This is a genomic window from Aquiflexum lacus (assembly GCF_015476655.1).
Classification (GTDB): Bacteria; Bacteroidota; Bacteroidia; order Cytophagales; family Cyclobacteriaceae; genus Aquiflexum; species Aquiflexum lacus.
Genome location: NZ_JABFHF010000012.1, coordinates 60,157 through 74,448, shown reverse-complemented (window position 1 = coordinate 74,448; position 14,292 = coordinate 60,157). Strand labels below are relative to the sequence as shown.

The following is a 14,292-nucleotide window of genomic DNA, read 5'->3' as shown; positions in this document are numbered from 1 at the left end:
CCATTTTTGTTGGATAATAGGTTGCAAGCATATCCTAGTCATATTGATCCCGATGATTATCAGGAGAGATATCTGATCTGCCTTGAAGGGTTTTTAGACCTCTCCTTCCGTCGAGGTGACAAGGCAAAGTTACTTCTCTCTCTTCCGTGCTTTTAGGTTCAGGCCTTGACTCCCGGAAATACATAGGGACGCTTAATTTCAAAGCTCTTGTCTCTTGATTCTTGATTCTTGTTTCTAACTTCTCGCTTCTCGCCTCTCCAACCTCACTTCCTAAAAAACCTCCAAATCCCCCAAAAACTCAGCAACAACAGGAAAACAAAAATCCAAACTTTCCCGCTGACGCCTTCCTGCCTGATGGCGGTATAGAGGTCAATGGCCAAGGTTCCTGAGATAAAGACCAAAGTCGTTCTGGGAAGCATGCCGATTGTTCCAAAAATAACCAATTTCTTCCAACCGGATTTCAAAAGGGCAAACATCAAGTTGGATAATGCGAATGGAATGACGGGACTTAAGCGGACAAAAAAGATCAATTCTCCCATACGGCCACTTTTTCTTTCCAACATGGTTTTTGCTTTAGGATACTTGTCAAGGATTATTTCTAGGCTTCCTCCTCCCAGTTTTTTGCCCCACCCATAACCCAAAAGTGTTGCCAAGGTATAGCCCAATACCAGCCATGGAAATGCCTGCCAACCAAAAATAAAACCTGATATTCCAGCAATCAAAGTCGTAGGCATCAATGCCAATCCCATAAGCAAGATGCTGATCAACAAACCTGTTAATACAGTAATGAAATCGCCAAAATCCAATTCAGATAGAAAACTATTGAATTTGACAGCTAAAGGGACAAAAACCAGTGAACCTATGGAAGGCATAAAACTTACCCATAGCAAGGCAAAAGCCACAACAGGGTTTTGTTTACCTGCTATTTTGAACTCCTTGAATATCCCTTGCTTTTTTTCCATCTTTGGACCACGTAACTGCAAAGGAAAGGAAATCCTTACCAAGTCACCAATACTTCATTTGATTTCAACCAAATCTTAAAGGAAGGAACCTTATGACCTTATTATGTTTTATTCCACTAAGATTACCTTCATTCTTAAAATCTAATGAATCCAACCTAATCAAAGTGAAGGTTCAATAAATTAAATCAGGCTTTCATCGGTCAACCAACTTCCGTCTTCGGTCTTCCGACTTCGGTCCCAAAAAACAAAGGGAATTAGATCACTTGCTTCATTCCCGATACTAAATAAAAATAGATATAACCCAAAGAAAAAGACAAACATGAAATTTGGTACCAAAGCAATACATGCCGGTGTAGAACCGGATCCAAGTACAGGGGCAATCATGACTCCTATTTTTCAGACTTCCACCTATGTGCAGCGCTCACCGGGTGACCACAAAGGTTATGAATATTCCAGAACACACAATCCTACAAGAACAGCTCTGCAGAATAATCTCGCAGCCTTGGAAAACGGTAAACACGGACTTTGCTTTTCCTCGGGTTTGGGAGCCATTGATGCCATTATCAAATTATTGAACCCCGGAGATGAAGTCATCAGTACCAATGATCTTTATGGTGGATCTTATAGGATTTTCACCAAGGTTTTTGAGCGATATGGCATCAAATTCCACTTCATTTCGATGGAAGATCCAAGGACTATTGAAACTTATATTACTCCTCATACCAAGTTGATTTGGGCCGAGACCCCTACCAATCCGATGATGAACATCATCGATATTGAGGAAATCGGAAAAGTGGCCAAAAAACACGATATCCTGTTTGGAGTGGATAATACCTTTGCCACGCCATTTTTACAGAATCCTTTGGATTTGGGTGCTGATATTGTGATGCATTCTGTGACCAAATACCTTGGTGGTCACTCTGATGTGGTGATGGGGGCATTGGTCGTCAATGATGATCAATTGCAGGAAAAACTGGCCTTTATCCAAAATGCATGTGGTGCTACTCCAGGGCCTCAGGATTGTTTTTTGGTGTTGCGAGGGATCAAGACTCTACACCTCAGAATGGAAAGACACTGTGAAAACGGTGCAGCAATAGCCCGATTCTTAAAATCACATCCAAAAATAGATAAAGTGTATTGGCCGGGATTTGAAGACCATCCCAACCATGATATCGCCAAAAAACAGATGCGGGATTTTGGAGGTATGATTTCATTTACCATCAAAAGAAATAAAATTGAAGATGCCCATACCGTACTGGAAAACCTGCATTATTTTTCTTTGGCGGAATCCTTGGGCGGAGTAGAGTCATTGAGTGGCCACCCTGCCAGTATGACCCATGCAAGTATTCCAAAGGAAGAAAGAGAAAAAGTGGGTTTGGTGGATTCTTTAATCAGATTGAGTGTGGGGATCGAGGATATTGAAGATCTCAAAAATGATCTTGATCAGGCTTTGGCAAAGGTTTGATAAAAGAATCTGTCATCACTCAAATGATTTAATTGAAGACCGGATATTGATTATATCCGGTTTTTTTATTTAGGATTATAATTGGAACGCTGATGACGCTGATTTGGCTGATTTTCACTGATTTATTTACATGCAGGAATTGAGAAACTCAGCTTTATCTCTGCCTGATTCCCTTGGGCAGGCAAGAGAGTTCAATTTAATTTTTAAGCCAATTTATTTGAGTTTAGATAATGGCTCTGAAATTTTAAATCAACCTATTTTTAGGGCCCTATTAAATCAAATATTGTATGTAACGAAATTCAAAGGATCAATTACTGGAATATCAGAAGCGAAAAAATCAGCGTAATTGGTAGTTATTATTATATTACAATTTCCGCTTTTTGCACAACTATATTGAAGACCGTCTTCGTAATCAGGCCATTTGGAATAATCCATTTCAATAAGATTTTTAGGGTAAAATGGGGTTAATTGTAGTAGACCCAAATAAGCATAAGCTCTAAGGGCAGCAGTTCTTGGATTATTAATTTTTCGGTCAATAAAGTAAAGCAATTGGTAGAAAGTAATTATACTGATATTTCCCTCCCAATGTCCCTTTTGAATTTCAGAAAAAATAAAATCAATTGCATTCTGTTGATTTTTTTCAGCATCCCTAAAATGGAAGGACAATAAGGTATTTGTATCCAAAAATAGTTTTTTCATTTTTTAAGCCTTTACTGACTTTTTTCGTCTTTGGATCAAATGCTTTTCAATTTCCTTTTCAGTTGGTCTTTGACCAGGATCTCTAAGGTTTTGGAGTTCTGGGCTTAATATTATTTCTTTTTTGTCAAATTCCATTATTGCCCTGATATGAGACTCAAATAAGCCACTCACACTTACATTATTGGCTTTAGCATAGTTTTTGGCCCAAGCAATCAATTCGGGATCTTTAATACTAAGGGTTAATTTTTCCATACGTGTGATTTTATTGTTTTACTCATAAATATACGTATATTTTTGATTTGAGATGATAGTTTTATAAATAAAATTAAGATGGAAGAAGGATGAGTAAATTCCCATTTTAAACTTGACATAAGAGATCTATTGAATATCGGTTTCCTTATCTGGCATTTTTAGTTTTTACCAAATATTACATCAAAAGGCAAACTTTAGAGGCGTATCAACTTTAGCTGTTGCATCTTTTTTTTAGATTTACTTTTGACTCCACCATTCTGTCATTATGAAGCTTCCAATACTATCAGTCCTTTTATTTTTGATTCATTTCATTTCCATTTCCCAAACCCAGGATTTTCATAAATCATTTGTAGAGGATTTTTCTGACGCTACCTCTCAATATTTCAGGTATGGCTCTACCGGAAACAAATCTGATTTTAAATACAAAATGGGTGTGAATTCTTCGATAGAGCCAGATACTAAAGTGCTTTCCTTCAAGATAGATCCCTTGGACAGTGCAGGGGCGGGTAGGGGACCGGAGATTATCTCCAAAAGCTTTACCCATTTTGGCACTTATGCTGCACGGCTGAAAGTTCCGGATACAAGAGATGTTCAGCCCAATGTGGGCGCGGTAGTAGGTTATTTCACCTATCATGTCGACAGCATTCCCGGACTGAGTGAGGTTGATTTTGAATGGCTCCTTGCCGATCCGACTGTGATTTATGTCGGCACTTGGACCGGCCACCGAGGTGAACTGAGAAGAGTTGGCAGGACCATCAATATGGCTGAAGGAATTATTTATGGAACCAGCTACAGAGAAGGGCACGGCGGCGAAAGAACGCATTTGACCGACATGCAGAATCAGCCGAAAACGATTGAAGCTATTCCAGACTTTGATGCTTCGGCAGCATTTTATACCTATGGTTTTGATTGGTATTCTGACCGCATACAGTGGTGGATGCTTCATCCTACAAGTGGTGAAAGAATAGTCTTGTGGGATTATCAGGGAACTACTAAGGGAATACCCCAACACCGGACCCGTTACCGGATGAACTTTTGGCATACCAAAGATTGGTCAGTGGAAACCAATCCCCTTTCTATCGAAAAACCACAGCATCCCTATGAATTGGAGGTGGATTGGATGTCTTATGAGCCTTTCGAAGTTGGGTCAAACTGATCTGTAAGCGGACAGTTAGCTTGTCTGTCAAAAGATATTTGCATTGCATTGCTATCTTAAAAACCATACTTGGCTAAAATTGTGGATTTGTCGTCCATACCTGAAAATTTTGTCAAACGAAGGGAAATTTTCGTCTGTACCTGAAAATTTTCATTGTCAAATGCCTAGGTTAAAAGTTTTATTTCCGAAGAAATACTTCTGGTTTTTGGTAAAAATACCCTGAACAAGGGATTTTTTGTTTGGTAGGAATAAGGTAAGTTTGAAATTGAAGATATTTCCACAATATTGTGGAAAGCATGACGGAATGGTGTGCTTTACTCTATTATTGGGGAAAGAAAATCGTTATCGCTCAGTGTAAAAAGACAGCAACAGTGAAAAAATGAACGACAGAATTAAAAAGCCAACCGCACATTCAGGCACATTTGCTTGCCCCGACACACAGGCGACCGCTTCGCAAGCAAAAGAGCCTGAATTTTTCCAACGCCCGACAACCAAATAATGCAGAAAGAGAATCAAATACTTTTAGAACTTTTAAACGGAGTTGACAATTGGTCTGACCTGAAACCTAAATTAGAACAGTTCAACACTTCGCAGACTGAGACGACAACCAAGAAAACTCTCGCTGGAAAAGTATTTGAAGTATTTGCAAAGTATTATTTCCAAACAGAACCGAAAAAGACAGAACTCTATGAAAATGTTTGGTTTTATGATGATGTTCCTTTAGAAATTAAACAACAATTACGACTACCATCTGTAGACCACGGAATTGATATACTACTGCAAGACTATGAAAAGAGATTTTATGCTGTACAGTGTAAATTTAAAAATGATGAAACCAAAAGCCTAAGTTGGTCAGGAGATAAAATTGCCAATGTATTTGCATTAGGCACAAACTGCGATAAGGTTATAGTTTTCACAAATGTTTCTGACATTACCCAAGTAGCAAAAAGCTTTGAACAAAAATTTGAACTGATTGCATTTGATGAGTTAATTTCTATTGAAGAAGATATTTTTGAAAACATTTTTCTTTTAGCCAAAGGAAATCAACCAAAAGAGTTAGAGAAGTACTTTCCACAGCCACACCAAGAAATAGCAATTACAAAGGTTCTTGAACACTTTAGAACGAACGAAAGAGGACAACTCATTTTACCTTGTGGAGCAGGTAAGTCTTTGACATCATTGTGGATTAAGGAAGAAATCAATCCCGAAACAACTTTAGTTTTAGTGCCTTCATTGGCATTATTAAAGCAAATTAAAAATGATTGGTCAAGACACAAAAATGACCATTTCAAATACATCTGTGTCTGCTCCGAAAAAGACATTGATAAAGACCAACAAGATGCTGTAAATGTTCACACCTATGAAATTGGTGGCCCTGTTACAACTGCCCCACTTGATGTGAAGGCATTTTTAATGAAAAGTGGCAACAAGGTAATTTATTCTACTTACCAATCAATTGGCGTTATTTCTGATGCTTGCAGACTTGTAAATGATTTTCAAATCGACTTGGTAATTTGTGACGAAGCACACAGAACAGCAGGGAGTAAAAATAAAAACACATTCACATTAGTTCACTACAACGTTAATATTCCTGCAAAGAAAAGGCTCTATATGACCGCTACTCCCAAAGTAGTTTCAACAAAACTAAAGACAAGACTGGGAGAAGATTATGAACTTTTGTGCGATATGAGCAATCCTGATGTTTATGGATTGGAGGCTTTCAGAATGAGCTTTGGTCAAGCAATAGACGAAGGTATTTTGGTTGATTATAAAATCATAGGAATCGGTGTAACTGACAAGCAAATTAAAAAATTCATTGAGGAGCGGAATTTCATAGGAGAAATATCAATAGATGAGTTAGCTCACAATTTTGCTCTTGACTTGGTAATGAATAAATACAAAGCGTTCCACGCTATTTCTTTTCATTCCAAAGTGAAATTTGCACAAGACTTTGCTATAAGACACAAGCAATTTTTTGAAACTATATTTTCGGAAAGTGTAAACGGAAAACAAACTACAACTTACCGAGCAAGAGTTCTTAGAGATTTTAAAAATAGTGAAATTGGTCTAGTGACCAATGCTCGTTGTTTAACAGAAGGCGTTGACGTACCTACAATTGATTTGATTTATTTCTGCGACCCAAAAACTTCAAAAATCGACATTGTTCAAGCTTCGGGTAGAGCACTAAGAACTAATAAAGCCAAAAATAAGGAGCTAGGCTTTATTGTAGTGCCAATCTTTCATCACATTGATGAAGATGTAGAAAAGGAAATTAAAAAGAAGCCAATTTTTGACCATCTTATACAAGTAATACGCTCACTCTGTGACCAAGACGAAAGATTACAGGCAGAGATTAATGATATTGCCTTTAAAAAAGGGAAGAAATCTAATTCCAAAATACAAATTGACTTCTCGGATGACGAAACTGAAAAGATTGTAAAACTTGAAGGACTTGAGAAAAAAGTAAAGGATGTCCTTTTTGATGAAATCATTGAAAAAACAAGGGTTTTTTGGGATGTGATGTTTAAGCAACTTTTAGATTACAAAAAAGTCAATGGACACACTAATGTTTCGAGAAGAGAGGAAGGTCTTAAACAATTAGGAAATTGGATTCTAGAGCAAAGAAGACAATACCATAATGGCAATATAAAACCTGATAAAAAGAAAAAACTTGAAGAAATTGGATTTGATTGGAAAGGTGAAAACAGAAGAGAAATAACAGACCTAGATGAAATCTGGAAACAAGGGTATGTCAAACTTGAAGAATATTTCAATCAAAATGGAAACTCGAATGTACCAGCCAGATATGAGGAAAATAAATCTCTAGGTACTTGGGTTGTATCACAGAGAGTAAAATTTGACAATGGCAAACTTTCTGATTGTCAAATTGACTTATTGGAAAAACTTAATTTTGAATGGGACCCAAAAAACAAGTTCGAAGAATACTTCGCTGAACTAATAAATTTCAATAAAGAAAATGGTCATTTAAGAGTTCCAACACAAGGAGAAGATAAATATAAGGCATTAGGAAGGTGGGTTAACAAACTAAGAGTTGTTTACAATGCGGGAGAATTAGATAATAAAGGTGATTTGGTAGCACCTAAAAAAGGCAGAATTCGCTCGGCACATTTACAAAGATTAAATGATATTGGATTTGTTTGGAAAGTTGGTAGAGGTGACTGGAACACAAGATTTAAGGAACTCCAAACATATTTCCAATTAAATGGAAATTCAAATGTAGGTCAAGCGGAAGATATGTCACTGTACTATTGGTGCTATAGAATTAAAAAGAATCCAAAAAACCTATCAAAAGAAAGATTAGCCAAATTAAAATCGATAAACTTTGATTTTACACTAAGAGCAGCAGAAGACAAGGTATTGCTTACTTGGACTGAAAGGATTGAACAACTTAATGAATTTTTTGAAGAAAACGGAAATTACAATATTCCCAAAGACAGCAATAAGTATAAAACACTTGTAAATTGGTTAAGACATCAACGCTCAAAGCAATTAAAGAACAAACTTAATAGCGAGCAATTAGATTTTTTTAAAGAGATTAACTTCTCCTTAGAGGAATATTTCTCTAATGAAGAAAGTGTTTCTTGGGATGAAAATCTACTTCGCCTACAGAAACTAAATGATGATACGGGTAGCTTTTACATTGCTTCAAATGACAAGGAGTTTGGTACGACATTAAATTGGCTTCGTTACCAAAAATCTCTATACAAGCAAGGTCTGTTACCAAAGAATAGAATAGATAAATTAAAGGCAATCGGCTACTCATTTGACATTAGTTACCGTGGCAAAAAAGGTAGAAGAGGAGTATCAACCAATAACGAACCAGATGAAAATTGGCTTAACAGGTATGAAGAATTAAAAAAATATTTTATCGAAAATGATACTTTTCTAATTCCTCAACAAGACAGTGAATTAAAAACCTTGGCGAGTTGGGTTAGGTATCAAAAAAGTCAATTCAGAAAAGCACTACTTGGAGATACCAAAACCAAATTATTAAGTGAAATTAAATTCCCTTTCAATGAGAATTTTCGTGGTAAGACTTTAAACTCAATAAAACGGGAATCTGAGGCAGAAACGAATTCTGATAAGCTACCAAGTTGGGACATCAAATTTGAAGAACTGAAAAATTATTATGAAACAAATGGAACATTTAGAATCCCCAGTGATGATAATTCTTTACAGCCACTTGCAAGTTGGGTAAGGTATCAAAGACTGCTTTACAAAGAGGATAAACTGGATATAGAAAAAATTCAAAAGCTATCTGATATTGGGTATTCATTTGAACTAGATTTCAGAGGTAGAAAGCCATTAAGTGAAGACTCGAACTATGAAGATTGGGAAACAAGGTTGCTCCAATTAGAAAGCTACTTTTTAGAGAACAAAACTTTTCATATAAAAGGAAATGACACAGAAAACGCAGACCTTCTTCAATGGTTGAGATACCAAAGGATTTTGAAAAATAAGGGTAAGTTATCGTTGGAGCAATTAAGTGCCTTTGAGAGGATTGGTTACTCATTTGAAACCAAATATTATGGACAGGGAAGAGAAAGGAAATTAAAAGAAGAAAAAATCAAAAAACCTGCCAATAATATTCAATCTTGGGAAATGAACTATATGAAGTTGTTAGATTATAAAATGACTATAGGACACTGCAATGTACCAAGAAGTTACGAAGATAAAACTCTTGCAAATTTTGTTAGCCGACAAAGATATATTTATAGGAAAGGTAATCTACCTCCAGAGCAAATAAAGAAACTTGAATTTTTAGGCTTTGAATGGGAAGTTGAACGAAAAGTAAATTTCATTGATGCTTGGATGGAGAAATATACCGAATTAACAAAGGTATTTAATGAATCTGGTAGCTGCTTTGTTTCCAGGAATGACAATAAACCTCTGGCGAATTGGAATATTCAGCAACGAGTAAAGAGAAAAAAAGACTCACTAACAAATGACCAAGTTCAATTGCTAGATGAAATAAATTTTGATTGGGAACCTGAAACTAAAGGCGGTTCACCTGATGACGAACAATGGTTTTTAAATTTTCAACAGCTAGAATTGTATAAAGAGAAATTTGGACACTGTAATGTTTCACAGGTAGACAAGGTATATAAGAAACTTGGTAGATGGTTAAATGACCAAAGAGTAAATTATTCTAGAGGCAAATTACTTGACCACAGAAAAGACTTACTTGAAGAGCTAGGCGTAATTTGGAATGTCAAAGAACACGAGTGGAACACTAAACTTCAAATGTTAAAAGATTTCTATCAAAAATACGGTCACTTTGATGTTAAGCAAAGCGATAAAGAGTTTGGAGGACTATATAATTGGCTTTTTAGAATAAAGAAAAATGGAACAAGCACAGAAAGAAAGAGAAAACTTGAAGAAATTGGCTTTGACACTAACGATATATTAACAAATGAGAGCAATTAACCCAATTGATAACAGATGATAAAAATAACAGGCAACATATCAATTACTAAAATTCAGAATTTATATTCTGAACTAGCTTTATCAAATGATGCTATGATCGATTTGCATTTGCCTAAGAAAATAGAGAAACTTGATTTCGGTTTACTCTTTTCCTATTTACAATTTCTATCCACTTGGGTAAGAAATAATCGTTCAGGTAAATTATATCTACCAGTTAACAACACGGTAGAAGCGATTGAATATTTGGATAACAATGAGTTTGTTTATCCATCTATTGTATTAGCATGGGAGAAAGAAATTGTAAATACAAATGGAGAAAACATAAAAGGTGAATTAAAGAATCCGAGCAAGGAATACTTCAATCGCATGGATTTTTTCGACTTAAAAGGAACTTCCGTTCCCATTTATTGTTTCGACCACGATAAATCAAACAGAGGTCTTTCACGCCACCTTTACAAGAATTTCAGAGAACTAGTTAATGAAACCACACTTGGCTTTAACCTTTTCAATGCCTTTAAAAAAGTTGGCGACTTCAACAAAGGAGTGTTTAGAACTGGTGTAAAAGGTCACTATGATGACTTTATATCAATAATCCACGAACTTTTTACGAATACACACGAACACGGAAAGACGAATGAACTGGGCTACAATCTTTATCCAAATATTCGTGCGTTGCAATTGAAATTCCACAAGAAGCCAATTAGAAAATTCATTGAACAGTTTCAGGATTATACAGGTCTTGTTCAATATTTCAATTCAGGATTTAATGTTAATCAACAAGGTGACTTGTATCTGTTAGAAATTTCGATTTTGGATAGTGGGCCTGGATTTGTGAAACGATACAAAAAGATAAGCGACTACAATTTAAACATATCCGAAGAGGTAGAAATTATCAAACAGTGTTTATGCAGACACAACACTTCTGCTGACGGATTCAGAGGTGAAATTAAAGGAATTGGACTTGACAGAGTTCTGCAAACACTAGACGGGAAAGGCTTTGTAAGGATAAAGACTGGACGGGCAGATGTTTTTCGTGACATGAGAAACAATCGCTATCATCATCATGACAATGCAAGTGAAATTCAGTTGAATGATTTTCAGAATAACAGCGCTAACAATTTTACTGTATATCCAGCAGCCGAAGGGACTTTACTTTCTATTTTTTATCCCTTAGAATTTAATCAGCCATGAGAAACTACTTTATATACCAATATGAAGACGTAGTTTCTTCAACAGGAAAACTGAGAGTTACGGTATTGTTTGTTCACCAAACAAAAATCGGCTCTCAGAATGCGTTGGCTCAAGAACTAAATAACTTCTTTCAGGAACACAGTATTACCGACAAATTGGTGGTTCTCGTTCCGAAATATCTTGATGCTTCCTCCTTAGAATATTTCAAATCAGGCAGAGAGATAACATTCCAAAGGGTTCCAGGTAAATCGGCAGACTATTTTGACAAATGCCTAATGATTCATGAATATGATGCTGACGGAAATGTCACATTGATTGAAGGCAAAAAACCAAAAAACGAATCAAAGTTCATTTCACATCTACTAAGAAGCGGTTCAACTATAATTTTCAAAAACAATGGGGGTTTGGTTGAATCGACTCCCGACCATCATTTTGTTTTCCCAAGCAATAAACATTGTGCAAAGTTTATTCGAACAGGAAATGTTTTGATAAATCAGTCAGAAATATTTTTTCTTGCTGTGCAACTCCTGAAACAGACAAAAGACAAAAACATTATTTATTGCGACACTTCATCAATTAATGTTTTACCCTATTCAGTTTTTGAACTTAGAAGAAGATTTAAACTGGATTTTGACTGCCCTATTGTTCATAGCTTTGAATCATATGATGTATTTGAATCAAGTAAAGACAGTTTTCCTTCCGAATCATTGATTTTAATTTCATCATCAACATCGGGTAATATCATTGATAGATTACTAAAAGAAAAGAGAGCAGAAAAAGAACAGATACAGGTAATTTATTATTTAGGTCCTACTGAAAAATTCCTCAATCATGGTGCTAATATAATTTGCAACTTGACTAAGGATAAGGACTTTCAGCTTGGAGAAGAAGAATTTGAAACATATAACACTCCGGAAAATCCAGTTTGCACTCTTTGTTTAGACCATTCACGCCCAATAAATATTCGTGGTGACGTATTTCTTACAGTTCAACCAAAAGTAGAACCACACCTTTTAAAAGTTAGTCCTGAATATTTTGCGAAAAGCATTGGGACATTTGCACAACATTACAAAAGCGGATTGCCAAAGGAAGGCGTGATTAAAGTCTATTACAAAGACAATTTTCCTGATGCCAACTATGAGGTATATTTTGACATTGTTTATTTGCTAAAAAACTTAACCAAGTTTGAAAGGTTTGATGAAGCCCTAAAAAGACACATTGACAAATACATACCTGCTAACACCAAATACCTTTTGCATCTCCCTGACATAGGTTCAGAAGAACTTGCAAAACACATTCTTACTAAAATTCCATCAAGCATAAAACCCGAGTTAGTTAAACTCGATACAGATTTTACAAGTAAAATCACAGAGGAATTTGGAACTGTTGTGATTGTTGCTTCTTGTATAACTACAGGCAAGAAACTATTACAGATAAGCCGTTTAATGCGAAATATGGAGAAGTTGAATTTGGTTTACTTCGTTGGTATTTACCGACCAGTAAATGAAAAATTCTCAGCAGACCTAATTAGTGATTTAAAGAAAGGCAAAGACAAAAGCGATGAACGGCCATTTGTTGCAGTTGAGACAATTTACTGTTCAATTCAGCAAACCGAAACATCGTGGGAACTTGAAAAAGTATTTTTAGAAGACTTCATAGGTTCACTTGATGAAGACAAAGAGCCTGAGGTTTACAAATATGTAAACGAAAGGCTTGAAATACTTATTGATAACAAAAGACTTCGGGGCTTTAGTGATGGTGTATTTCTAAAAACCGTTGAAGGAGAAGATTTAAGGTTACGAAAGAACTTTGCTTTTTGGACATCATTTGATTATAAAGAAAATGAAATAGCACAGTCTGAAGTTTACTTCACTATTTCGACAATCATTTCAAACCTTGAACAAAAGCAAATCAATTCTTATCCATCACTTAAGCAGACAAACTATGTGAGAAATATGCTAAGTCCAAGAAATTTTCACCGATTTAATGACGGCATTATTCAAGCTTCATTGCTTCGAAGTGGCAAGACTGAGTATTTCGCCTATGACCTTGACAGCGAACTGAGTTTACAAATGAAAGAATTTCTGTTAAGCATAATTGACAAATACAATTCAGCAGACGGTGAAGCTTTAATGGAATTTTTACTTGCAATTGGCATCAGAAGACTTAAAATGAGAAAAGAAGACCTGAAAGAAGTTTTAAACAAGGCAATTGGTTGTTCAGACAAAATAGTTTCAAGATTTTCAGTATACATTTATCAAACGACAATATAGCCCATGCAGCAGTCACACACATACCGCATTCGCACAAGCCAACGCACAGACCAAAAATGCGGTAAGAGTGTGCCTGCCCCTTCGCTAGCCCTAAAAGACAATCAACTGGACGAAAGAGAACACCGAAGCGATAACATCACCTATACGCAAGCAGGGGTTTCGTGCTTCGTAGGACAGGCAAGTGGTAAATTTAAAGTTCAGTTCTTCGTAGGAAGTTCAGTGGTTAAAACCCTGCCTGCGTATAGCTGAGAACCGTTGAACTAAAATTAAAGAACCATGAAATCAACAATTTTACTTTTAGTCATCTGCATTTTCCTTTCATCTTGTAATTACAATAAACTGGAAGGAACGTTTATTTATACCGAAGTTCCTAAAGAGAAAAAGAAAGATGAAAGTCTTTTTGGATGGGGAGTTGAACTTGGCAAGGAAATAGCCTGCTCAAGTATTGGTGTTATCACATTTAAAAATGGAAAATGTTATTATTCAATGTCTTTTTTTGGCGTAAAACAAGACATGAAAGTTGATTATCATATAGAGAATGGTATTATTTATATCAATTCAAATATGTTTAATAAAGGCGGGGTTGGTCTTTTTGAGTTAGTTGATAATAATACAATAACTTACCAAGGTTGTATTTTCAAACGGGATGACCTAAGTAAATACAAAGAAGGGAAAACAAGTTCAAAGGTGAACTTAAGAGCTGGTCCTGGTACAAATCACGATATTCTCAAATCCTTAGATAAGGATACTGAAATATTTTTGATTGAAAGAAAAGGAGAGTGGGTAAAAGTAAGAGCAAACTGGAAAGAAGGGTATATACATCAAGATTTTATTAAAGCCGATTAA

10 protein-coding genes are annotated in these 14,292 nt (G+C 35.8%); 7 read left to right on the top strand and 3 right to left on the bottom strand.

Annotated features, from left to right (window positions below; all coding sequences use genetic code 11):
* Positions 1-263: 263 nt before the first annotated feature.
* The gene (locus HMJ38_RS12425; protein ID WP_194974727.1) at positions 264-962 is read right to left on the bottom strand and encodes a TVP38/TMEM64 family protein; all 699 of its coding nucleotides are present in this window, start codon (positions 960-962) and stop codon (positions 264-266) included.
* A 277-nt stretch (positions 963-1,239) separates the two neighbouring features.
* Here HMJ38_RS12425 and HMJ38_RS12420 point away from each other — a divergent pair, with 277 nt between their 5' ends.
* On the top strand, positions 1,240-2,427 hold the full coding sequence (locus tag HMJ38_RS12420) for a cystathionine gamma-synthase (RefSeq protein WP_317174520.1): 1,188 nt from the start codon (positions 1,240-1,242) through the stop codon (positions 2,425-2,427).
* 276 nt (positions 2,428-2,703) lie between these two features.
* Here HMJ38_RS12420 and HMJ38_RS12415 read toward each other — a convergent pair whose 3' ends face one another.
* On the bottom strand, positions 2,704-3,126 hold the full coding sequence (locus tag HMJ38_RS12415) for a PIN domain-containing protein (RefSeq protein ID WP_194974725.1): 423 nt from the start codon (positions 3,124-3,126) through the stop codon (positions 2,704-2,706).
* A gap of 3 nt (positions 3,127-3,129) precedes the next feature.
* Positions 3,130-3,378: a DUF6364 family protein gene (locus HMJ38_RS12410; RefSeq protein ID WP_194974724.1), complete on the bottom strand. Its 249-nt coding sequence runs from the start codon at positions 3,376-3,378 to the stop codon at positions 3,130-3,132.
* 265 nt (positions 3,379-3,643) lie between these two features.
* Here HMJ38_RS12410 and HMJ38_RS12405 point away from each other — a divergent pair, with 265 nt between their 5' ends.
* The 6 genes from HMJ38_RS12405 (at position 3,644) to HMJ38_RS12380 (ending at position 14,292) form a co-directional block, all read left to right on the top strand.
* Entirely contained in the window at positions 3,644-4,534 is an 891-nt protein-coding gene (locus HMJ38_RS12405; protein WP_194974723.1) for a glycoside hydrolase family 16 protein, read from the top strand.
* A gap of 498 nt (positions 4,535-5,032) precedes the next feature.
* Positions 5,033-9,982 carry a DEAD/DEAH box helicase gene (locus HMJ38_RS12400; RefSeq protein WP_194974722.1) on the top strand — a complete coding sequence of 1,650 codons (4,950 nt, stop codon included), beginning with the start codon at positions 5,033-5,035 and terminating at the stop codon, positions 9,980-9,982.
* A gap of 15 nt (positions 9,983-9,997) precedes the next feature.
* Entirely contained in the window at positions 9,998-11,173 is a 1,176-nt protein-coding gene (locus tag HMJ38_RS12395; protein WP_194974721.1) for a hypothetical protein, read from the top strand.
* Positions 11,170-13,446: a hypothetical protein gene (locus HMJ38_RS12390; RefSeq protein ID WP_194974720.1), complete on the top strand. Its 2,277-nt coding sequence runs from the start codon at positions 11,170-11,172 to the stop codon at positions 13,444-13,446. The genes HMJ38_RS12395 and HMJ38_RS12390 overlap by 4 nt, the downstream gene beginning before the upstream one ends.
* Positions 13,447-13,515: 69 nt before the next feature.
* Positions 13,516-13,695: a hypothetical protein gene (locus HMJ38_RS12385; protein WP_194974719.1), complete on the top strand. Its 180-nt coding sequence runs from the start codon at positions 13,516-13,518 to the stop codon at positions 13,693-13,695.
* Between the two features lie 27 nt (positions 13,696-13,722).
* Complete coding sequence (locus HMJ38_RS12380) at positions 13,723-14,292, top strand: SH3 domain-containing protein (protein WP_194974718.1); 570 nt, start codon at positions 13,723-13,725, stop codon at positions 14,290-14,292.

Bases quoted from the DNA above. Each gene is read 5' to 3' on its own strand.
- HMJ38_RS12425 (WP_194974727.1), bottom strand. From the start codon at position 962: ATGGAAAAAAAGCAAGGGATATTCAAGGAGTTCAAAATAGCAGGTAAA.
- HMJ38_RS12415 (WP_194974725.1), bottom strand. From the start codon at position 3,126: ATGAAAAAACTATTTTTGGATACAAATACCTTATTGTCCTTCCATTTT.
- HMJ38_RS12410 (WP_194974724.1), bottom strand. From the start codon at position 3,378: ATGGAAAAATTAACCCTTAGTATTAAAGATCCCGAATTGATTGCTTGG.
- HMJ38_RS12405 (WP_194974723.1), top strand. From the start codon at position 3,644: ATGAAGCTTCCAATACTATCAGTCCTTTTATTTTTGATTCATTTCATT.
- HMJ38_RS12400 (WP_194974722.1), top strand. From the start codon at position 5,033: ATGCAGAAAGAGAATCAAATACTTTTAGAACTTTTAAACGGAGTTGAC.
- HMJ38_RS12395 (WP_194974721.1), top strand. From the start codon at position 9,998: ATGATAAAAATAACAGGCAACATATCAATTACTAAAATTCAGAATTTA.
- HMJ38_RS12390 (WP_194974720.1), top strand. From the start codon at position 11,170: ATGAGAAACTACTTTATATACCAATATGAAGACGTAGTTTCTTCAACA.
- HMJ38_RS12380 (WP_194974718.1), top strand. From the start codon at position 13,723: ATGAAATCAACAATTTTACTTTTAGTCATCTGCATTTTCCTTTCATCT.